The sequence below is a fragment of the Acinetobacter sp. 778_lipA genome (assembly GCF_058242985.1).
This window is the reverse complement of sequence record NZ_JBZAYT010000001.1, coordinates 3,071,608-3,092,040: the sequence shown is the minus strand read 5'-3', so window position 1 is coordinate 3,092,040 and position 20,433 is coordinate 3,071,608. Positions and strand designations below refer to the sequence as shown.

20 protein-coding genes are annotated in these 20,433 nt (G+C 37.1%); 11 read left to right on the top strand and 9 right to left on the bottom strand.

Annotated features, from left to right (window positions below; genetic code table 11):
• The first annotated feature begins 270 nt into the window (after positions 1-270).
• On the top strand, positions 271-1,017 hold the full coding sequence (gene carO, locus AC4CUY_RS14690; protein ID WP_336951758.1) for an ornithine uptake porin CarO: 747 nt from the start codon (positions 271-273) through the stop codon (positions 1,015-1,017).
• An 89-nt stretch (positions 1,018-1,106) separates the two neighbouring features.
• Here carO and AC4CUY_RS14685 read toward each other — a convergent pair whose 3' ends face one another.
• The 7 genes from AC4CUY_RS14685 to AC4CUY_RS14655 form a co-directional block, all read right to left on the bottom strand.
• A complete protein-coding gene (locus tag AC4CUY_RS14685) occupies positions 1,107-2,324 on the bottom strand; it encodes an outer membrane protein transport protein (RefSeq protein WP_490774330.1) in 1,218 nt (405 codons plus the stop codon).
• A 217-nt stretch (positions 2,325-2,541) separates the two neighbouring features.
• Positions 2,542-3,471, bottom strand: a complete 930-nt coding sequence (locus AC4CUY_RS14680; RefSeq protein ID WP_004717184.1) for a CysB family HTH-type transcriptional regulator — start codon at positions 3,469-3,471, stop codon at positions 2,542-2,544.
• 55 nt (positions 3,472-3,526) lie between these two features.
• Positions 3,527-4,588: a sulfate/molybdate ABC transporter ATP-binding protein gene (locus tag AC4CUY_RS14675; protein ID WP_336951756.1), complete on the bottom strand. Its 1,062-nt coding sequence runs from the start codon at positions 4,586-4,588 to the stop codon at positions 3,527-3,529.
• A gap of 10 nt (positions 4,589-4,598) precedes the next feature.
• Positions 4,599-5,495: a sulfate ABC transporter permease subunit CysW gene (cysW, locus tag AC4CUY_RS14670; protein ID WP_419327167.1), complete on the bottom strand. Its 897-nt coding sequence runs from the start codon at positions 5,493-5,495 to the stop codon at positions 4,599-4,601.
• The gene (gene cysT, locus AC4CUY_RS14665) at positions 5,492-6,325 is read right to left on the bottom strand and encodes a sulfate ABC transporter permease subunit CysT (protein WP_336951754.1); all 834 of its coding nucleotides are present in this window, start codon (positions 6,323-6,325) and stop codon (positions 5,492-5,494) included. Before cysT ends, cysW begins: the two co-directional genes overlap by 4 nt.
• Before the next feature lie 80 nt (positions 6,326-6,405).
• On the bottom strand, positions 6,406-7,011 hold the full coding sequence (locus AC4CUY_RS14660; RefSeq protein ID WP_336951753.1) for an RBBP9/YdeN family alpha/beta hydrolase: 606 nt from the start codon (positions 7,009-7,011) through the stop codon (positions 6,406-6,408).
• 43 nt (positions 7,012-7,054) lie between these two features.
• Positions 7,055-8,065 carry a sulfate ABC transporter substrate-binding protein gene (locus tag AC4CUY_RS14655; protein ID WP_490774329.1) on the bottom strand — a complete coding sequence of 337 codons (1,011 nt, stop codon included), beginning with the start codon at positions 8,063-8,065 and terminating at the stop codon, positions 7,055-7,057.
• A gap of 163 nt (positions 8,066-8,228) precedes the next feature.
• Here AC4CUY_RS14655 and pabC point away from each other — a divergent pair, with 163 nt between their 5' ends.
• The 8 genes from pabC (at position 8,229) to AC4CUY_RS14615 (ending at position 15,211) form a co-directional block, all read left to right on the top strand.
• Positions 8,229-9,050 carry an aminodeoxychorismate lyase gene (gene pabC, locus AC4CUY_RS14650; RefSeq protein ID WP_336951751.1) on the top strand — a complete coding sequence of 274 codons (822 nt, stop codon included), beginning with the start codon at positions 8,229-8,231 and terminating at the stop codon, positions 9,048-9,050.
• A complete protein-coding gene (gene mltG, locus AC4CUY_RS14645) occupies positions 9,043-10,104 on the top strand; it encodes an endolytic transglycosylase MltG (protein ID WP_336951750.1) in 1,062 nt (353 codons plus the stop codon). The genes pabC and mltG overlap by 8 nt, the downstream gene beginning before the upstream one ends.
• 9 nt (positions 10,105-10,113) lie before the next feature.
• Positions 10,114-10,713, top strand: a complete 600-nt coding sequence (tmk, locus tag AC4CUY_RS14640) for a dTMP kinase (protein ID WP_419327170.1) — start codon at positions 10,114-10,116, stop codon at positions 10,711-10,713.
• A gap of 460 nt (positions 10,714-11,173) precedes the next feature.
• A complete protein-coding gene (locus tag AC4CUY_RS14635; RefSeq protein WP_490774328.1) occupies positions 11,174-11,623 on the top strand; it encodes a PaaI family thioesterase in 450 nt (149 codons plus the stop codon).
• 442 nt (positions 11,624-12,065) lie between these two features.
• Positions 12,066-13,046: a hypothetical protein gene (locus AC4CUY_RS14630; RefSeq protein ID WP_419359447.1), complete on the top strand. Its 981-nt coding sequence runs from the start codon at positions 12,066-12,068 to the stop codon at positions 13,044-13,046.
• Positions 13,047-13,050: 4 nt separating this feature from the next.
• Positions 13,051-13,932: an arginase family protein gene (locus AC4CUY_RS14625; RefSeq protein WP_490774327.1), complete on the top strand. Its 882-nt coding sequence runs from the start codon at positions 13,051-13,053 to the stop codon at positions 13,930-13,932.
• 106 nt (positions 13,933-14,038) lie between these two features.
• On the top strand, positions 14,039-14,419 hold the full coding sequence (locus AC4CUY_RS14620; protein ID WP_336951745.1) for a hypothetical protein: 381 nt from the start codon (positions 14,039-14,041) through the stop codon (positions 14,417-14,419).
• Between the two features lie 18 nt (positions 14,420-14,437).
• Complete coding sequence (locus AC4CUY_RS14615; protein ID WP_336951744.1) at positions 14,438-15,211, top strand: AraC family transcriptional regulator; 774 nt, start codon at positions 14,438-14,440, stop codon at positions 15,209-15,211.
• A gap of 332 nt (positions 15,212-15,543) precedes the next feature.
• Here AC4CUY_RS14615 and nadB read toward each other — a convergent pair whose 3' ends face one another.
• Positions 15,544-17,187: an L-aspartate oxidase gene (nadB, locus tag AC4CUY_RS14610; RefSeq protein ID WP_419327174.1), complete on the bottom strand. Its 1,644-nt coding sequence runs from the start codon at positions 17,185-17,187 to the stop codon at positions 15,544-15,546.
• A 225-nt stretch (positions 17,188-17,412) separates the two neighbouring features.
• Here nadB and AC4CUY_RS14605 point away from each other — a divergent pair, with 225 nt between their 5' ends.
• A complete protein-coding gene (locus tag AC4CUY_RS14605) occupies positions 17,413-18,813 on the top strand; it encodes a Do family serine endopeptidase (RefSeq protein ID WP_336951742.1) in 1,401 nt (466 codons plus the stop codon).
• An 89-nt stretch (positions 18,814-18,902) separates the two neighbouring features.
• Entirely contained in the window at positions 18,903-19,349 is a 447-nt protein-coding gene (locus AC4CUY_RS14600) for an acyl-CoA thioesterase (protein ID WP_336951741.1), read from the top strand.
• Between the two features lie 609 nt (positions 19,350-19,958).
• Here the strand turns inward: AC4CUY_RS14600 and AC4CUY_RS14595 are convergent.
• Complete coding sequence (locus tag AC4CUY_RS14595; protein WP_419327176.1) at positions 19,959-20,369, bottom strand: winged helix-turn-helix transcriptional regulator; 411 nt, start codon at positions 20,367-20,369, stop codon at positions 19,959-19,961.
• Positions 20,370-20,433: the final 64 nt, after the last annotated feature.

Sequence of the window (20,433 nt, the reverse complement as noted above, 5' to 3'; positions counted from 1 at the left end):
CACCAAATTGGCCTCAGTTTAGATATAAAATCTAGTTTCAATCGAAAAAACTAATCTTATAATTTAAAATAAAATAACCAAAAGAGCGAATTGTTAAGTTTTTATTTAACTTATTCTCTTTAAAAACAACAATTAATATCTATTTGTATCAAAAAATAACAAAAAGCAATCAATTTATCTATTAATTGTGAGCAGAGAATCACATATGATCGTCCTGAGTCCAACACATTAATGATTAAAGAACAAACTCTATTTTTTGAGGAGACATAAATGAAAGTGTTAAAATTATTGGCTGTTACAGCTGCGTTATCTGCTTCTGGTCTAGCAATGGCAGATGGCTCTGTTGTTGACCAAGGTTATGCATTTGAAGCAAACCAATTAATTCCTACAGGTGCTCGTCTTGAAGTTGGTACAACTGGTTACGGTGGTGCTTTACTTTGGACTGCTAACCCTTATGTTGGTTTAGCACTGGGTTATAACGGTGGTGATATTTCTTGGTCTGATGATTTAAAAATCAATGGATCTAAATATGACTTAGACATGGACAACAAATTAGCGTATTTAAACGCTGAGATTCGTCCTTGGGGTGCAAGCCAAAATACTTGGGCACAAGGTCTATATGTCGCTGCTGGTGTAGCTTATATTGACAATGATTATGATGTAAATCGTAATATTGGTCGTAATGCATCATTTAAAGTTGATGGGTCACGCTTTAATGCTGGTTTAAATGATAATGTATCAATTAAAGGTAACCAGAAATACGATAACGATATTGCCCCATATGTAGGCTTCGGTATTGCTCCGAAAATTAATAAGAATTTCGGTGTATTTGGTGAAGTAGGTGCTTACTACACAGGTAATCCAACAGTGGAACTGGTTTCTAGTAACCCAGGATTAATTGGTGATGATGGTCGTACTCTAGGTCAAGCAACTAGAGCAGAAGCGGATAAAATCCGTAATGATGACAAATATAAATGGTTACCAGTTGGTAAAGTGGGCGTAAGCTACCATTGGTAATTGATTGTTGATCATGTAATAAAAAACGAGCTTCGGCTCGTTTTTTTATTTTGAACTGGGTATTTTTTATAACTGGATTTTCAGATGAATCAAAAGCGATAGCCAAGTCGAATTCCATGGGCAAAAGCATCATTATGAGCCACTTCAGATAAAGTTGAGTTTTGAATAATCCAAGTATTGGCATCTAAGTCGCTAACTTTTGCTTTATTGAATTTAAAATATTTAACACCATAAGAAATAAAGCTCTGCGGATTGATGTTATATAAAGCACCCAAACCTAAAGCATAAAAGCAATCAGAAGGATTTAAGGTTCCAGCGGGATTCGCAGTGCCTGAATCCCATGAAATATCCGTAGTGGCAATCCATTGTTGTGAAAATATATGTGCAAGCCCAAGCTTTGCAGACCATTGATTTTTGTTGTAATCAATCAAATTAAAAGGTTTGATTAGCTCGGGATATTGTTCTGCAGCAATATTAACCACTGCACCAAATTGTCTAGGTTGAATTTCAAAATCTTTCCAATTGACCCACCTCAAATTACCATAAAGAATATTCGATGGTGTTAAACCAGTCTGAAGATCCAAATTGATGGATTGAGGTGTGGTGATTTGCGTTTTCGCGAAGGGAAGAATACTTAAAGCTTGCTCTGCAACATCCTCATTGATTGCCGATTGATGATTAATTTTGGAACGATAGGTAATCGCAGTTTTTACTGCATACTCTGGAATTTGGTAGCTTAAACCTGCAAGCCAACCATGACCTGAACTTTGTTTTAGCTCTGCATGATAGCCACTCATCGCTGAATAGTTTGCTCCAAAGACTTTGAGTTCACCCTCAAACTGTTGATAAATGCCACCAGTATATATATTCCAATTCGCACTAGGTTGATAACCCAATAACATTGAAAGGTTTTGGCTTTTAAACTTAAATTGACCCGACTCTAAAAGTTGCTTTCCAGCAAAGCTCTGTGGGCGATATTCATAACTGAGATCAACACCATAAGGCTGATCATAAATCAGTCCAAATGAAAGTTGCGAGGCAATTTGTAGTTTTGCGGCAGCTTTGACAAAGTGGTAATTGTTAACAAGGTTGCCTGTTGAAAAATCTTGAATGCCGAGTTGTTTGAATTGCTCATGTTGGGGTAGTTGTCCTGAAACATCTGCATAGAGCTCTGCATAAGACAACTCTACATAATGACGTGGTTCTAAAAAAGCAAGGATAGACTGGTCAGATTTCTCCATACCTGCTGCATGGCTAAAAAGAGGAACAAAACTTCCAAGGGTTAAGCCCCAAGCAATCGAATTCATTCATTCCCCCAAAAATAAATTGATCAGTGATTAAGATAAGACTAAATTTTATACTAAAAAGCATGCTCATAATAAAATATTAAATAAAATCAAATAGATTAATTATTCTTAAGAGTTTGTGTTTTATTTTTAAATGATAAAAAAGAGAGCCGTAGCTCTCTATCATTAATCATCATGACTCTTTGATGGTTTCTTTCTTGATGATTGATTTCAAAGTTTAATCATCAGGATACGCAATTTTTTTCAATGCTTTGATATCAGCTTCTGGAGAGCAGAGCGAAATAAACTCATAGCCATAGCCACGGAGTAGATGCCCTTTACGAACTGCAATCCATGTCGTATTTAAACCAAAAATATCAGTATCGATTTGTTTTAGACGCTTATCTCGTTCTGTGTCATAAGCGACATCATTGACGATACCGACACCCATTCCCAGTTCAACATAGGTTTTGATCACATCGGCATCCAGTGCTGACATCACAATGTCTACATCTAAATTGGCATCTTCAAAGGCTTTATCAATTTTAGAACGTCCAGTAAAACCCCCGTGATAAGTAATAATTGGAAATTCAGCCAATTTTTCTAAGGTAATCTCTTTGGGATTAAGCTTAGTCAATGGGTGATCTTGTGGCGTAATGATGCTGTGTTTCCAGTTATAGAAAGATACACTGCCCAAATTATCTTCAGTGGTCAGTGATTCAGTTGCAATACCGATATCAGCCAAACCAAGCAATAACATTTCAGATATTTCCACAGGACTGGCTTGTTGCAAAATCAAATGAACTTTTGGAAATGCTTTTTTAAATAAATTCACGATCGGTGGTAACACATAACGTGCTTGTGTATGTGTTGTTGCGATGGTGAGTGTACCTTCATCAACTTTATTAAAATCGTCTGCAAGACGTTTAATATTGTCAGCATCAATGAGCATGCGTTCAACAATACTCAGTAGGGCTTGACCAGGTTCAGTTAAACCTAATAACCGTTTACCTTTACGAACAAAAAGTTGTACACCCAATTCATCTTCTAAATCTTTAATATGCTTACTTACACCTGATTGCGAGGTATAAAGTGCAGCAGATGCTTCAGTTAAATTGTAATTTTGACGAACTGTTTCTCGAATAATTCGTAATTGTTGAAAGTTCATGATGTTCGATACCTCAAATGTGGATGAATAGGAGTAATATTCATCCTGTCGTCGATTATGCGACTTGATTTTCAAATAGGTGAAGTGTAGATGCACTTACCCAAACTGTTTGATTTGGTCGATATTGATGTAATTTTGCTTCATCAGGATTTAAAGCAATTTCAATCAGTTGTCCTTGACGATCTTGTAACTCTGCCATAACTTTACCCGCAATCCACAACTCACGTAAGAAAATTGCTTGAATTGTATTTTCAGTCGGTTGCGTATGAATTTTCAATTCATTTGGACGGGCAAAGGCAATCACTTTACCATTGGCGGTTTGTGTAGCCGAAGGCAGATGGATGCGATCTTCACCAATTTGAATGATGCCTTGATGGTTTTCACCTTCAAAACGGTTTGCTTGACCTAAAAAGTCAAATACAAAAGGTGTTGCAGGCTTTTCATAAACTTCACGCGGTGAACCAATTTGTTCAATATCACCTTTGTTCATTACCACGATTTGATCAGCAACTTCTAAGGCTTCTTCTTGATCATGGGTAACAAAGATTGAAGTGATATGTAATTCATCATGTAAAGTACGTAACCAACGGCGTAATTCTTTACGTACTTTGGCATCCAGTGCACCAAACGGTTCATCTAAGAGTAATACCCGAGGTTCAACAGCCAATGCGCGTGCCAATGCAATACGTTGACGTTGACCGCCAGACAATTGCGCTGGATAACGATCTGCTAAGAAACCGAGCTGTACCAAATCTAGTAAACGGGTAACGCGCTTTTTTATTTCAGTTTCATTTGGTCGAGTTGCTTTTGGACGAACACGTAAACCAAATGCAACATTGTCATAGACGGTCATATGACGGAACAATGCGTAATGCTGAAAAACAAAACCTACTTGTCGTTCGCGTACGTGAATATTAGTCGCATCTGTACCTTCAAGAATGACTTGCCCTTTATCGGTAGATTCTAAACCAGCAATGATACGCAGTAGTGTCGTTTTACCACAGCCAGAAGGGCCAAGTAGCGCAACCAGCTGACCTTCTGGAAAATCTAAAGAGATGTTTTTAAGTGCATGGAATGCACCGAAGTTTTTTTCAATATTTTTAACTTGAATACTCATGTGCAATTCCTTAAGAAACAGTTGATTCTTTACTTTCTCGATCTTGTTTTTCTTGGCGATATTCAACCCATGTTTTTAAAATCAGGGTAAAAATGGCTAAGAATGCTAACAGTGTTGAGACCGCAAAAGCAGCACTAATCGAATTTGGTTCGTTATATAAAATTTCAATATGCAACGGTAAGGTATTGGTTTCGCCACGAATATGTCCTGAAACCACAGATACTGCACCGAATTCACCCATGGCACGTGCATTACACAAAATCACGCCATAAATAAGACCCCATTTGATATTTGGAATGGTGATTTTCCAAAAGGTTTGCCAACCAGAAGCTCCGAGTACAATCGCAGCTTCTTCTTCTTCCGTACCTTGTGCTTCCATCAATGGAATCAATTCACGTGCCACAAAAGGAACAGTAATAAATACTGTGGCAAGGATAATGGCCGGTGTTGCATAGAGGATTTTAATATCATGTTCAATTAACCATGATCCAATCCAACCTTGTGAACCAAAGATTAAAACCAACATTAAACCAGCAATGACGGGTGAGACTGAAAATGGTGTATCAATAATGGTGGTTAAGAATGATTTTCCACGGAAATTAAACTTGGCGACACACCATGCTGCTGTAACACCAAAAATCACATTCAAAGGTACTGCAATGGCTGCAGTCAATAATGTGAGTTTGACTGCAGACAAAGTATAAGGGTCAACTAGTGAGGCAAAGTAGACTTGAACCCCTTGTTTAAATGCTTCAACAAAAATAAGCACCAACGGTAGAATTAAGCAGCCTAAAAAGAAAATCAGACCAATAATCAGTAAGGTATTACGTACCCATGCCGGTTCACGTGTCGCATCACGAGATTGCAATTTTTCTGCCAAAGCATTGCTATTGGTATTTAAGCTCATCGTGCTGTTCTCCCTGTACGGCGACTAGCCCAAGCCTGTATCAAGTTAATCAGGAACAAGATAAAGAAAGAAATCACCAGCATCACAACTGCAATTGTCGTTGCACCTGCATAATCATATTCTTCAAGGCGCGTAATGATCATTAACGGAGCAATTTCAGTTTCGTAAGGAATATTTCCCGCAATAAAGATTACCGAACCATATTCACCCACACCACGAGCAAATGCCAACGCAAAGCCAGTCAGTAATGCAGGAAACAAAATCGGTAAAATGATTCTTGTTACGATCTGAAAACGGTTTGCACCCAATGCCGAAGCGGCTTCTTCTAGCTCAGTTTCAAGATCACTTAAAACAGGCTGGACTGTACGAACCACAAAAGGAATACCAATAAAAATTAAAGCAAGCGTAATACCCAGTGAGGTATAGGCAATTTTAATCCCTAAAGGCTCAAGCAAATGACCAATCCAACCTGTTGATGCATATAAAGAGGTTAACGCAATACCTGCGACCGCTGTAGGTAATGCAAAGGGTAAGTCCACCAATGCATCGACTATACGTTTACCAGGAAATGAATAACGGACTAAGCACCAAGCCAATAAAAATCCGAAAATGACATTGATTAAGGCTGCAATGAGGGCGGTGGTAAAACTGAGCTGTAATGATTTTAAAATACGTTCAGAGCTCAAGATTTCCCACAAACCATCCCAACCTACGCCTAATGATTTTATGAATACAGCAGACAGTGGTATCAGTACGATTAATGATAGATACGCTAGGGTGAAGCCTAGTGAAAGACCAAAACCTGGCAGCACTCGGGATCGCTGCGACATGATGACTCCTCAAAAGAGAGAAAGCTTATTGAAATCAATAAGCAAATTTAAAACGATTTTGCAAGCTTAAAAGGCAATGATTAAATTGCAAATTTAAATAACAACTTGTTGTCATCAGTATTACTGATAAAGAAGTTTTGCTGATTAAAAATCAAATGATCATAAATTTCAGGAAAGTGCCCAAAGCCTGATGCAACATTGATATGCCCAACTTGACCTAAATTTCGAGGTCTAATTTTCCATGCTTTTGCCAGCTTTTGTGCATCCTCAAAATTCAACCAAGGATCATTTTCAGAAATAATCATTTCAGCAGGCACAGTTATTTTCAATTCATGAAAATAAGCTTCATAGTCACCCATACTGTTTCGAGCAAAACCAGCCTCACCAAAACGTGCCGGATTAGCTGGTGCAACTAAAATAATTTTTCTTACTTTAGCTACAATTTCAGGATGTTGAGCCAAAGCAGCAACCGTGGTTAAACATCCGAAACTATGTGCAACAATTTGAACAGGTTGTTCAGAATTGACGACAGTCGCAACAAATTGGGCAATCCAGTCCTTCAGAATAGGTAAGTTCCAATCTTGTTGTTGTACGCGCGAGCAAGACATGAGTTCACGTTGTAATTTAGATTGCCAGTGATCGTAATCACTACCACCAACGCCTGGAACAATAATTGTATGAATCAAGTCTATGCTCCTGTTTCCTTTCGTTTAAGTTTATTTTAAACAGTTATTTGCTGCTTGCATTGGCTTTTACGATTTGATCAAAAACACCATTATTTTCAAAATGTTGCTTTTGAACTTTAGTCCAACCGCCAAACTCTTTGTCAATTGTGACCAATTTTAACGGTTTGAAGGTTGTCGCATACTTTTGTAAAATTGCTGCATTACGCGGACGATAGAAGTTTTTCGCTGCAATGTCTTGACCAGCAGGTGAATACATATAGTTTAAATATGCTTTCGCTAAGTTTAAGTTACCGTCTTTTTCAGCATTCTTTTCAACAATCGCGACAGGGGGTTCTGCTAAGATCGATAGTGATGGGGTAATGATTTCAAATTTACCCGGTTGTTCACGTGTAGATAAATACGCTTCATTTTCCCAAGCTAATAACACATCACCAATACCGCGTTCTGCAAATGTTGTAGTAGAACCACGTGCACCAGAATCAAGTACTTTAGTTTGTTTATAAATTTGACGTACAAACTCTTGTGCTTTCGCGTCTGAACCATATTTATGTTTTGCCCAAGCCCATGCTGCCAAATAGTTCCAGCGTGCACCACCTGAAGTTTTAGGGTTTGGTGTTACAATTTCTACACCTGGTTTTACCAAATCACCCCAGTCTTTGATGCCTTTCGGGTTACCTTTACGGACGAGGAAAACGATTGTTGATGTGTAAGGTGTAGAGTTTTGTGGGAATTTCTTTTGCCAGTCTTTTGGCAATAAATTTGTATTTTGCGCAATTGCATCAATATCTGCGGCCAATGCTAAAGTCACAACATCTGCTTGCAAACCATCAATTACAGCACGGGCTTGTTTGCCAGAACCACCATGTGATTGTTTAAATTGGATGTCTTGGCCCGTTTTAGATTTCCAAAATGTTGCAAATTGCTTGTTAAAATTATCGTACAATTCTCGTGTAGGATCATAAGAGACATTTAAAAAATCTTTTGCAGCAACGCTGAAAGTTGTGGTTGAAATTAGTGCTGCTGCTACAGCGAATTTAAGTTTAGAGAACTGCATTTTTTTGCCCCATTTAATTCTGAAGTTCGGTAAGATGGAGTGAGCATAACGCTAGTCTTTATCCATAAAAAATAATAAAAAACGAATTTTATATGAATAAAAAAGAAAAAGAAAATACTTATATTGCTTATAGTATTCGTGCAAAGTCATAGGAAACTGCTTAATGATCTGTTTTAAAAATGCTCAATTTGTTGATTCTATTTCACTTTTAGACCGAGCATTTCATTATGGAGATGGTTGTTTTACTACAGTCCGATTACATCAAGATGTTATGGAGTTGGAACTTTTACATCGTGCTCGATTGAAGCTAGCGGCTGAACGTTTGTTTTTAGATGTGAATTTCGAATTGTTGGATCAGACCCTACAAGGTTTAAGACAAAAAAATGGAATATTGAATGGAACATTGAAAGTGATTATTAGTCGGGGAGATGGTGACCGTGGTTATGCAATGCCCGAGCATGAAGCAGACCTTTATGTGGTCTATTATCCAAAAACAACTGCGTGCTTTCAGCCTGAATTAATTCAAAGTGGTGTATTAGATCAGGCGATTGGCTTATTGATGCCAAATTTGGTGGGACTAAAAACCTTAAATCGTTTAGAACAGGTACTACTCAAAAAAGAAGCTCAAGCAAAAGGCTGGTTAGAAGCATTAGTTACAGATGTACAAGGTTCAGTTGTTGAAGGTGTGAGCAGTAATTGTTTTATTCGAATAAACAATAGATGGATTACGCCTGAACTTCGTTATAATGGTGTACATGGTGTGATGCGAGCCGAAATTTTGTCACGGATGCAACATTATGGCGTCACTTGTGAACAGCGTTTTATCGATATGGATGAAATTCAACATTTTCAAAGCCTATTCTTTTGCAATGCACTCAGTCCAATGAAAGCAGTCGAAACGTTGAATCATCAACATCTAGACACTCAATCCTGTGTTGAGTTATTTAATACTTTAAATTTAAGTCAGTTTAATTCTCATGTCTAAAACCAAACCTAAGCCAAAGTCTAAAAAGAAAACTCAAGCCCAAGTGAGCAATAACATTTATAAAGGCATTGCAATCGTTCTGGTTATTTTTTTTCTCATAACTGCAATTATTTTAAAAATGAGTATTTTTAAAGAATATCCAGTGACAGGTCAAAAACAAAAGCTGTCTATTTCAAATGGTGAAACCTATACCGGTTTTATTGATCAATTGGCCAAAGAGGATAAGGTCAGTTTTCCGATTATTCTTAAGCTCTATCGTAAGATTTTCATCCATGACACCATGAAAGCTGGTGTGTATGAAGTGACCAAAGGGATGAATGTACGTCAAGTATTAGAAATGGTTTCTAATATTGAAAATGCTCAGATGAGCCGACTTTTAGTGATTGAGGGAACAACATCCAAGCAATTAATTCAGTCATTGCAAAAAGATCCATTGGTTGAAAAATCAGTGATCCAACTTCCCCGTAGTGAAATGCTGAAAGCTTTAGATATTCCTTATGATCACCCAGAAGGTTTATTTGCACCTGATACTTATTTCTTTGATAAAGGTGCAACGGATAAGCAAATCTTGACTGATCTTTACCAACGTCAAATGAAAATTTTAGATGAAGCTTGGGAAAAACGCGCGCCAGACTTACCTTATAAAAATAAATATGAAGCCTTAATCATGGCATCGATTATTGAAAAAGAAACTAGTGTAGACAGCGAGTTACCTCAGGTTTCAGGTGTGTTCTATCGTCGTTTAAAACTGGGCATGCGTTTACAAACTGATCCTACCGTGATTTATGGGATGGGTGATAAATATACGGGTAAAATTTCTAAGCAGGATTTACGTACACCGACTGCTTATAATACATATACGATCAATGGTTTACCGCCTACACCGATTGCTTTACCTAGTAAAAAAGCCATTGAAGCGACGATGCATCCAGATCACTCTGAAAACATTTACTTTGTTGCCACAGGTAATGGTGGGCACAAATTTACAGCCAATCTGAATGATCATAATCGCGCAGTGCAAGAATATATTCAAGTTATGCGGTCTAAGAATTAAGGAATGAGCATGTTTATAAGTTTTGAAGGTACTGAAGGTGTAGGAAAAACCACGCTCATTCAAAAGTTATTTGATTACTTTCAACAACAAGGTCAACAGGTTGTTTTAACACGTGAGCCTGGTGGTACGCCCTTAGCTGAACAAATTCGTTCATTATTGCTGTCTGTCAATCATGAAGAACAGATGAGTAATGACACTGAGTTATTGCTGATGTATGCAGCACGAGCACAACATTTGGCAACTGTGATTTTACCTGCATTGGCAGAGGGTAAAATTGTACTGTGTGACCGGTTTGTCGATTCAAGCTTTGCTTATCAATGTGCTGGTCGCGGGTTAAGCCGAGATAAGTTACAACTGCTCAATGAAAATTTTGTTTCTAAAATGCCAGATATTACTTTTTGGTTGGATGCACCAATTGAATTGGGAATGAACCGTGCACGTGCACGCGGTGCCTTAGACCGCTTTGAACAAGAAAAAGTGGTGTTTTTTGAATCGGTACGTAGTGGTTTTTCTGAAATACATCTTCGCGATTCTCAGCGAATGAAACGTTTAGATGCAACTCAAGCACCAGCGCAAGTATTTGCCGAGGCGTTGAGTTATTTAAAATAAGTGCCAATCAATCCTCTAAATAAGTTCAGTTGAGCAATTTATTCTATTGATTTGAACGATAAAGGGGCTGTTGGCATTTCATAAATGGCTTGCGTTGGAGGCTAAAATTGAGCATGAGACGTATACGTCGTAAAGCATGAAGAAAATAGCGAGACTATTTTCGAGTTTCATAACGCAGACTAAGATAATTTTAGTCACAACCCTGAGCAAGAACAAAGCACTGCTTTGTTTGCAGCGCAAGGCGCAGTGGGGGGGACTTAAGTGTTTTTTGTCACTACTTCGTTACCTTGCGAAACGATGTTTCTCATCATTTAGAATGACTAAATTTCGTATTTCGTGCCTAGTATTGCCTAAAAAACACTTATAGTCGTAAACATAGACGAATTGTCAACGGCCCCTAGTGTTTTGAACCGAAAAAGTCTTTATATTGTTTTAGGTCATGGATATAAAGACTTTAATTATGAAAAGCTCGAAAGCTGAAATCGTAGAATTCTTACAGCAATTTTTTTCACCTAGCTTACAACGTTGTGAAATTGAAGAAGTAACCGAAAAAGGAGCTTCATTGGTTTGGCATGTCAGTGATCAAGATATACGACCAGGTGGAACTGTTTCAGGCCCTACCATGATGGCCCTAGCAGATTTTGCACTGTATGTTGCGATTATGGGTGAAATCGGTTTAGTGGGTTTGACGGTCACAACCAATATGAATATTAATTTTTTACGCAAACCAACAGGTGGTGTTGATATTCGCGGCGTGTGTAAATTGATGAAAGTGGGTAAAGCTTTAATTGTGGGGGAGGTCTGGATTTATTCTTTGGATTCGGATGATCCTGTTGCTCATGTGACAGGAACTTATTCTGTTCCACCACAAAAAAAATCATTTAGGGGTTTTAAAATACCTGTTGGGTGATTTTTTATAATCCCTAGCAGTTTTCTGATGGTTTTTAATGATCACTATTTTTACTGATGGTTAGCTTGTTTTAATCATCAATCTATATTTTTGGTTCAAGCATCATTAACAATAGACTTTTACGTTCGTTCTTTTTTAAAGCATAGATCATCATACAATCCCTTTATTCTAGCCTTCTCCCAAAGGGAGAAGGGGCTTTCGATAAAAAGTCTAATTCACTCAATATGGCCATTTTTGATTGATGAAAGATCGTTGATGGATACTTAAATCATGAATGTGAGCATGGGTATCAAAAAGAATAATAAATAATCAATTGTATTGATTGATATAGATGAAATTACAACTTGAGTGATATATTGAGTTGTGCAAGGGATAATGCTAATTTATTCATAATAAATAGTTGATTTAAAAATATTAATATAGATTGAATGGAATAAAGAATATGTCATCAGGTCATGAAGTCGTAGATTTGTTTAAGGAACGGGTTTTTCCTTTATCAGATAAATTGACGGAGATGTTAAATGAACACTATTCACATCAAACTGAGCGCCGTGGTTGCGGTTATACGCAGGCTACACGAGTATTGGCTGAGTACATTAATTTTCCGCGTGATCAAGTTGAAGCAACTGATTTAAAAATATTTAAAGATTATGATTTTAAGAAGTTAAAAAAAATCATTGAGCAAAAAAATGCTTATGGTTTAGAGATCGATGATTGGCATAACTTAGATCAAAATAAATCGATTCAAAATTTTCTTACTGAAGCCAAAGATGATGAGTTTAAAGTCTTAGTTGAACAAGAAGTTGCAATTCAAGCAAACTTGAGACGCTTATCGCAACAAGCACAATTAGAAGAAAGTAATGTTATTTGCGCTATGTTGGAGGATGTGATTTTACCAAAAACAGCAGATGAAACAGGTTATGTTGAAATTCCGACGCTAGAGGGCAAGCCTAAAGTGGGCTCATGTCCCATGGCAGAAGCATTTTTCTTAAAGATTGCCCATCGCTCCATGTTAAGACAAGGCTCAATTAATATTTTTGTAGATGATCAAAATCGTCCGTTATTGATTGAAAAAATGAATATGGGAGATAATCATTCGTGTATAAATTTACAACCTTTATTGATGAATGGGATTCGTATTCCGATTGGTTCCTTATTTTCTGTCGATTATGATATCGAACAAATTGCAAACAAAGTCCCCAATCAAGAGTTTAAAGGTTATATTATTCCTTATAAAGAGATTCAAGGTTTTTGGTTCTTGCGATTAACCACTTTAGCCATTTCACCTGAGAATCGACAAAGGGCATTTACGACACATTTTGAACAACAAGTGAATAATGGACTGTTTAGTCCGGACACAACACTTATAAAACAACTCAATGATGTTGCAAAATCACAATTGAGAGCACTCATTCTCGGATAGTTTTATGTTAAATGTTTGTTTCTCTCCACGCTATTTTGCTCAAACACATACCAATAGCATGGAAAAACTTGTTGCAGTCGCAGAGCAACTACAGCAATTTAATTATTATAAATTTCATGAACCACAACAAATTGAACCAGAGATTTTAAAAGCCTTACATTCTCCTAAATATGTCGAGGCTTTTTTAACTGGGCAACCCGCAAAACTGGCAACTTTTGCTGGTTTTAAGCCTTGGAATGAACAATTAAGAGATGCGGTACTCTCCATCAATGCTGGGCAATTGTTGGCAACTGAACTGGCACTCCAACATGGAATTGCTGCCAATATTGCGCAAGGGTTTCATCATGCAAATTATGAATATGGTGGCTCATATTGTACTTTTAATGGTTTGGCACTAATTGCACAACATTATTCAAATAAGCGAATTTTTATTTTGGATTGCGATCAGCATGGTGGTGATGGAACGGCTGACTTTACTCGTAGATTGGATAATTTATATAATTTTAGTATTTACGGTTTGGCTTTTGGCTACCCCACGTATGAGCGAGCGGAAAGTCGTCACATTCATACCAAGCATGGAAGTTTTGCTCAATATACCATGGCATTGCATGAAGCATTTCAGCGAGCGAATGAGTGGAAAGCAGATATTATTATTTATCAAGCGGGGATGGATTGTCATCAAGCAGATCCTTATGGTTCAGCATGGTTTACGACAGAGTTAATTCAAAAAAGAGACGAAATGGTGTTTAACCTAGCCAAACGTGAAAATATTCCGATCATGTTTGTACTTGCAGGGGGCTATCAGAATTTAGACGATTTAGCAAAATTACATGCTGAAACTTTTCATATAGCACATCGTATTTATTATGGAAAAAATAAAGATTAGACTCTTTTAAAATTGGCTGGAATACCGTATTTATTGGCTGAATTTAGTAATGTGCAATCTGTATAAATTTGTACAATGATAATTATTCTCATTTAAGGAAATTATCATGTTTATTCAAAATTTAGAAAACTTTCCAATCGTTCGTATTAGTTATCAAGCTGAAGATGCAGTTTCAGTTGATGAAACAATTGCAATTTATGAATCATTATTGAGTCGCAAAGAAACTTTTGTTTTTATCAGTGAAGGCGCTTTTCCTGAACAAAAAAATGATCATGAAGAACGCAAGCAAGTTGCAGCATGGGTAAAAGCAAAACGTGAAAGTTTAACCCAATATGTGAAAGCATTGATTCATATTGAACCTGATGAAAATATTCGACTAGAGGCGCAAAAATTTGCCAATAACTTTATTAAGTTTACAGGTTACCCGATGTTTATCGTAGACAATCAACAACAAGCACAGAAAGTTATCAACGCTGTTTTAAAGTGATAAATGTATAGGTAAACCATGCTTGATAATGTGGATGCTTTTTTTGTAGATCAAATAGACCAAGCAATTATTGTATTAAAAATACATCAGCAAGTTCCTGATTGGGAACTTGCGTCACATCAGCATATAAAAAGCCAATTAATGATGACCATCAATGGCTTAATTACTGTGGAAACACCATCTGGAATTTGGGTTGTTCCAGCGCAACATGCTTTATGGATTCCATCAAATGTGTCACATAAAGTCAGTAGTTATGGTATCTCCTCTGGTTATGTTGCATTTATTGATCCCCAACTTGATCATTTCTCAGAACTCACTTGCACTATGTTACAGGTGACAAATTTACTTAATGCGCTATTGGAAAGAGTTGAAAGCTTGTCTGAGAAGGTACTTTCAGAAAAAGGCTTACGTTTACATCAATGTTTGTTAGACGAAATTCAATCGGTTGTAAAGCCAACATTTTTTTTACCGATCCCGCAAGATCTACGTTTAGTGAAAATGACTGACAACTTATTGAGGAACCCTGAGCAAAATCAAAGCCTAGCTAAATGGGCAAAGTTATGCTGTATGAGTGAACGCAGCCTTACACGCACTTTTCATCAAACAACAGGGATGAGTATTAATCAATGGCGAAGAAAGTTACATGTTGTATTGGCATTACAGTGGTTAACTGAAGGGAATTCGGTGCATCAGGTTGCGATGAAATTAGGCTATGATAGTGATAGCTCATTTATTATGATGTTTAAGAAAATAATGCATCTTTCACCTCGAAATTATATGCAGCAAACATAACTTTTTTATTCTCAAATAGAAGACCTAATAGCATTAAAGATTTTGCACATGTCTCATGTTAGATTGAAAACTTTAAATTGATTTGCGTAGATGTAGATGATGCCTCACTTTTCAGAGATAAAAATTAAAAATAATTTCTTTAGCAATAGATACACTATCCCTTATGGATTTTGAACTAGTCTCGCGCTTCACGTGCATGCTTTATGATGTATACCTTTCATGCTCAATTTTAATTCAGAATGTAGACCATGTATGGAAGGGTAATAAACTCTAATATCCTCATATAAAAATAGCCAGAATCATCTGGCTATTTTTCAAGATTTCAAGGAGTTTTAAACTTCTTCATTTACCAGGGGTGTTTCGACAGTAAAGTTTGGCGGTGTTAATACCGTTTTTCTTAATTCAGGGGAAAGCTCTGGATAATCAAGCGTATAATGCAGGCCTCGTGATTCCTTACGTTGCATGGCACAACGAACAATCATTTCTGACACCATGACTAAATTACGCAGCTCAATCAAGTTCTTACTGACATGATAGTCCTGATAATATTCTGTAATTTCTTTCTTCAGCATTTCAATACGATGTAATGCACGTTGTAAACGTTTTGTTGTTCTTACAATCCCGACATAATTCCACATGGTTTGACGCAGTTCATCCCAGTTTTGCAGAATGACAACATCTTCATCAGGATTGGTCGATAGTGAAGCATCCCATTCAGGTACAGTGGGTATGTCAAAGTGATGATTAAATTTTGCTTCAATGTCTTTAGCAGCGCTCATACCATACACAAAGCATTCAAGTAGTGAATTGCTCGCCATACGGTTAGCTCCATGTAGACCCGTATAGGATGTTTCACCAATCGCATATAAACCAGCTAAATCAGTTTGGCTATTTTCATCGACAACCACACCACCACAAGTATAGTGCGCTGCTGGGACAACAGGGATCATATCCTTGGTGATATCAATACCAAGTTCCAATAAGCGTGCATATAAAGTAGGAAAGTGCTCTTTGACAAATTCAGCAGGTTTATGACTGATATCTAACCATACATGACGGATACCTAAGCGTTTGATTTCATAATCAATGGCGCGTGCAACAATATCTCTTGGAGCAAGCTCTGCACGTTCATCAAAACGCAACATGAAGCGTTCACCATCGGGTAAACGTAAATATGCACCTTCACCACGCATTGCTTCCGTGATCAGAAATGAGCGTGCTTGAGGATGATATAAACAAGTGGGATGGAACTGATTAAACTCCATATTTGCCACACGGCAACCTGCACGATATGCCATGGCTATACCATCGCCTGTGGCAATATCAGGATTTGATGTGTATAAATAAGCTTTCATTGCACCACCACAAGCAAGGGCAGTAAAGGGCGCTAAAAAGGTATGAACTTTTTCATTGCTTTCATCAAGTGCATACAGACCAACCGAACGATTAGGTTGTTGTTTATGTCCTAATTTATGTGTGGTGATTAAATCAATCGCAATATAATTTTCAAAAATATGAATATTTTTCTTTTCTTGAGCCCTTTGAACCAGTGTTGTTGAAATGGCCTTACCTGTTGCATCTGCTGAATGAATAATACGACGTTGCGAATGTCCACCTTCACGGGTCAAATGTAATTGTTCATCCTGATCTAATGTAAACTGCACACCATGGTGGAGTAAGAAATCGACAGAAGGTCGCCCCCCCTCTACCGTATGTTTAACTGCTTCAAGCTCACATAACTGTGCGCCTGCAATCATAGTGTCATCAATATGCTGTTGAATGGAATCTGTTTCATCAAGTACAGCAGCAACACCACCTTGTGCAAAATACGTGCTTGCATCGGTTAAGGTCGATTTCGCTAAAACAGCAATATTAAAGTTTTCAGGCAAAGATAAGGCTAAACTTAAGCCAGCACCGCCGCTCCCTACAATAACCACGTCAAATTGATGAGTTGTGCTTAAATTAGACATGTCCATCAGCTAATTTGAAAAATGTTTGCTAATAACACTCTTTTTTTTAACAAATTACAATAGTCACATGTGTCAGATTTTAGTATAAATAAGATATTCTAAGGCTTTTAAGATAAAATTAAGTAAAGTCTTGTTTTATAAAAAAATGTAAACATATTTTTACGTATTTATATTAAATAATATGTTACAAATATTTTTAAGCAATCATCATCAGATACAGGTTCGTGAGAAATGAGTAATGGTCTAATGCAAAAAGGAATGTATGCAGCAGTATTTACTGTCGCTGCGGCAACATCACAAGTTCAAGCTTCAACGCCTGTGGATTTTTCTAACTTGGTTGAACAAGTCAGTCCAGCTGTTGTTAGTGTTAATGTTGTTAAAAAATTATCTCAGGAAGAGTTGTTACAACAGCAAGTCCCTGAAATTTTAAAGCGTTTCTTTGGTAATCAAATCATTATTCCACAACAACGTGCGCCACAAGAAAAGACCGCGTATGGTAGTGCATTCTTTATTAGTAAAGATGGTTATTTACTGACAAATCACCATGTGGTTGAAGATGCATCTAAAGTAACAATTATGCTGAACGATCGCCGTGAAATTGATGCAAAAGTGGTGGGTAGTGACGAACGTACTGATGTCGCTTTGCTTAAAGTTGAAGGAAATAATTTCCCATCATTATCTGTGGGTAATGTAGATCAACTTAAAGTAGGGCAACCTGTTCTTGCAATTGGATCACCATTTGGTTTTGATTATTCAGCATCAGCAGGGATAGTCAGTGCTAAGTCACGCAATATGATGGGTGAAACATCGGTACCATTTATCCAAACTGATGTCGCGTTAAATCCAGGAAACTCAGGTGGTCCATTATTTAACCAACAAGGTCAGGTTGTCGGTGTAAACTCACGTATCTTTAGTGGTACTGGCGGTTATATGGGCTTGTCATTTTCTATTCCAATTGATGTTGCAATGGATGTTGTTGATCAGTTGAAAAAGAATGGTAAGGTTACCCGTTCTTATCTTGGTGTAATGTTACAAGATATCGATCGAAACTTAGCTGAAGCCTATAAATTAGATAAACCAGAAGGTTCACTGATTACACAAGTTGCGCCAAATTCACCTGCAGAAAAAGCGGGCTTTAAATCAGGCGATGTGATCCTAAAATATAATGGATCACCAATTTCACGTACTTCAGAATTATTGAACTATTTGAATCGTACTCAGCCAAATCAATCTGTTAAGCTCGAAATTTTACGCGATGATAAACCGAGAGTGATTACAGCAACTTTAACCGTTGCACCTGATGATACACCTGCAAAAGTTGATAACACTAACACTTCAGCTAAGCCAAATAAAGGGCCTATCATCGGTGTTGCGATTCGTGCTTTAACTGAACAAGAAAAGAATCGTTTAAATGTTAAAGGTGGCGTGTTTATTCAAGATGTGACCAGAGGCGGCTTAGCTGCACAGTCACGGATTTTACCTGGTGATGTAATCACACAAGTAAATAACAAGAAAGTAAATACACCAAATGATTTTGTTGATGCAGTGTCTGAGCTACAGAAAAATACGGTAGCACGTGTAGCGATTGTTCGTGAAGGACAACATGCTATGATTGGATTACGTATTCAATAAATACAACTGATCAGAATCAGCCACTCAAAGAGTGGCTTTTTTATGTCAAACTTATGCGGATGATTTAAAAGTGCAAAAGGAATGATGAGATGAGTTCAGTATTTGATTTAAAAATCAAAGTAAAACCAGAGCATATAGATCTCTTAGGTCATGTAAATAATGTGGTGTATGTACAATGGATGCAGGATGTTGCCTCTGCACATATCGAAACATTAGGTGTTGGCTTAGATCAATACTTAGAAATGAAACATGCAATGGTTGCAGTAGAACATCATGTTCAGTATCGCAAAGCAGCGATGTTGAATGATGATATTATTCTGAGAACTTGGCTATATGAGATCAATGCACTTTATTCTTTTCGTCAATACGCTTTTTTTAATGCTAAAGATCTTAGCTTACTCTTTACTGGTAATACCAAATGGGCATGTATAGAAATCGCTTCAGGGCGTCCAAAACGGATGTCTCCAACTTTTATTCAAGCCTATCAACCAGTTGATCCTGAAGTAGATCCTTTTGATTTAAGCTCGATAGTTTAAACACAATAAAAAATTTAAAGTTTAGAGTTAATCAGTTGCTATTATATATTGAAGTAGAATTATAAAACTTAAATAAATCGGCATGCATAAATCTGCTTCGATATTTGCGTTCTAAACTGTTGGTAGAAATATTAAATAGCCATACTACAGAGTAAATATCTATTTACTTTTAATATTAAATTTCTTACTTTGTTCTGAATTAAAAACTTAAAGCGAATTAGATTAACCATTTTTACAACTCGGTGCAGTCAATAGTCAATTTAAAATAGTTGATCTCAATTTGTATAATTAGGTTCGTTAAAGTATTTAATAATAATTTTAAGAAAATCAATCCTAATCAACCAAATAATGTCACAATCGTTTCTAGAATTATGCTGATTAGCAAGGGATTGTTGATTGAATCTGATTTAAAAAGTATTGAGTATTGTTGTTTATCAAATCAATAATTCTAAAAACGTCTATAGATATGTAGGTTTTTTATATGCATATCTCAGGATAATTTATAATAATCAATAGTTTAATTTGAGTGGTTTTTTAATGTCTAAAGGAAAGCGGGATAAATTAAGTAAGCCAAGCTCAGACACTGTTTGTAGCCATCTCCCACGTATTTTATTTTGGAGTAACGGGAGACTCCTTCGTGAAATTCGAGCCAATTACATCATCACACTCATCATAGCGAGATTGGCAAGCCTGAATGCTTTCCATATTCTCTACAGTCCAGTCGTAGAGCGCGTTAAAAGGTAGTTTGAGTGACTTACCTAGTGGTGTCAAAGCATATTCTACACCTAGGGTTTTACCGTCTATGACAGTGCGTGTCAGCATACCATTGCGCTCTAACTTACGAAGTGTCTGTGTCAATACGCGCTGGGTAATACCATCGAGGCGACGCTTAATGGCATTGAAGCGACGTGGTTCATGTAAGACAATCAAGACCAGCATTGACCATTTGTCTGCGATTTGATCGAGAATAGCGCGGCTAGGACAGTCGGCACGGTAGACTGGATCTAGGTCAAGGTTCATTGGTATGCTCCAACATACTTAGGATGCTTAAGGTGCGTAATTGACACCTAGTATACATAAGATA

Excerpts from the sequence above, each read along its gene's own strand:
- carO (WP_336951758.1), top strand. The coding sequence starts at position 271 with ATGAAAGTGTTAAAATTATTGGCTGTTACAGCTGCGTTATCTGCTTCT.
- AC4CUY_RS14685 (WP_490774330.1), bottom strand. The coding sequence starts at position 2,324 with ATGAATTCGATTGCTTGGGGCTTAACCCTTGGAAGTTTTGTTCCTCTT.
- AC4CUY_RS14680 (WP_004717184.1), bottom strand. The coding sequence starts at position 3,471 with ATGAACTTTCAACAATTACGAATTATTCGAGAAACAGTTCGTCAAAAT.
- AC4CUY_RS14675 (WP_336951756.1), bottom strand. The coding sequence starts at position 4,588 with ATGAGTATTCAAGTTAAAAATATTGAAAAAAACTTCGGTGCATTCCAT.
- cysW (WP_419327167.1), bottom strand. The coding sequence starts at position 5,495 with ATGAGCTTAAATACCAATAGCAATGCTTTGGCAGAAAAATTGCAATCT.
- cysT (WP_336951754.1), bottom strand. The coding sequence starts at position 6,325 with ATGTCGCAGCGATCCCGAGTGCTGCCAGGTTTTGGTCTTTCACTAGGC.
- AC4CUY_RS14655 (WP_490774329.1), bottom strand. The coding sequence starts at position 8,065 with ATGCAGTTCTCTAAACTTAAATTCGCTGTAGCAGCAGCACTAATTTCA.
- pabC (WP_336951751.1), top strand. The coding sequence starts at position 8,229 with ATGATCTGTTTTAAAAATGCTCAATTTGTTGATTCTATTTCACTTTTA.
- mltG (WP_336951750.1), top strand. The coding sequence starts at position 9,043 with ATGTCTAAAACCAAACCTAAGCCAAAGTCTAAAAAGAAAACTCAAGCC.
- tmk (WP_419327170.1), top strand. The coding sequence starts at position 10,114 with ATGTTTATAAGTTTTGAAGGTACTGAAGGTGTAGGAAAAACCACGCTC.
- AC4CUY_RS14635 (WP_490774328.1), top strand. The coding sequence starts at position 11,174 with ATGAAAAGCTCGAAAGCTGAAATCGTAGAATTCTTACAGCAATTTTTT.
- AC4CUY_RS14630 (WP_419359447.1), top strand. The coding sequence starts at position 12,066 with ATGTCATCAGGTCATGAAGTCGTAGATTTGTTTAAGGAACGGGTTTTT.
- AC4CUY_RS14625 (WP_490774327.1), top strand. The coding sequence starts at position 13,051 with ATGTTAAATGTTTGTTTCTCTCCACGCTATTTTGCTCAAACACATACC.
- AC4CUY_RS14620 (WP_336951745.1), top strand. The coding sequence starts at position 14,039 with ATGTTTATTCAAAATTTAGAAAACTTTCCAATCGTTCGTATTAGTTAT.
- AC4CUY_RS14615 (WP_336951744.1), top strand. The coding sequence starts at position 14,438 with ATGCTTGATAATGTGGATGCTTTTTTTGTAGATCAAATAGACCAAGCA.
- nadB (WP_419327174.1), bottom strand. The coding sequence starts at position 17,187 with ATGGACATGTCTAATTTAAGCACAACTCATCAATTTGACGTGGTTATT.
- AC4CUY_RS14605 (WP_336951742.1), top strand. The coding sequence starts at position 17,413 with ATGAGTAATGGTCTAATGCAAAAAGGAATGTATGCAGCAGTATTTACT.
- AC4CUY_RS14600 (WP_336951741.1), top strand. The coding sequence starts at position 18,903 with ATGAGTTCAGTATTTGATTTAAAAATCAAAGTAAAACCAGAGCATATA.
- AC4CUY_RS14595 (WP_419327176.1), bottom strand. The coding sequence starts at position 20,369 with ATGAACCTTGACCTAGATCCAGTCTACCGTGCCGACTGTCCTAGCCGC.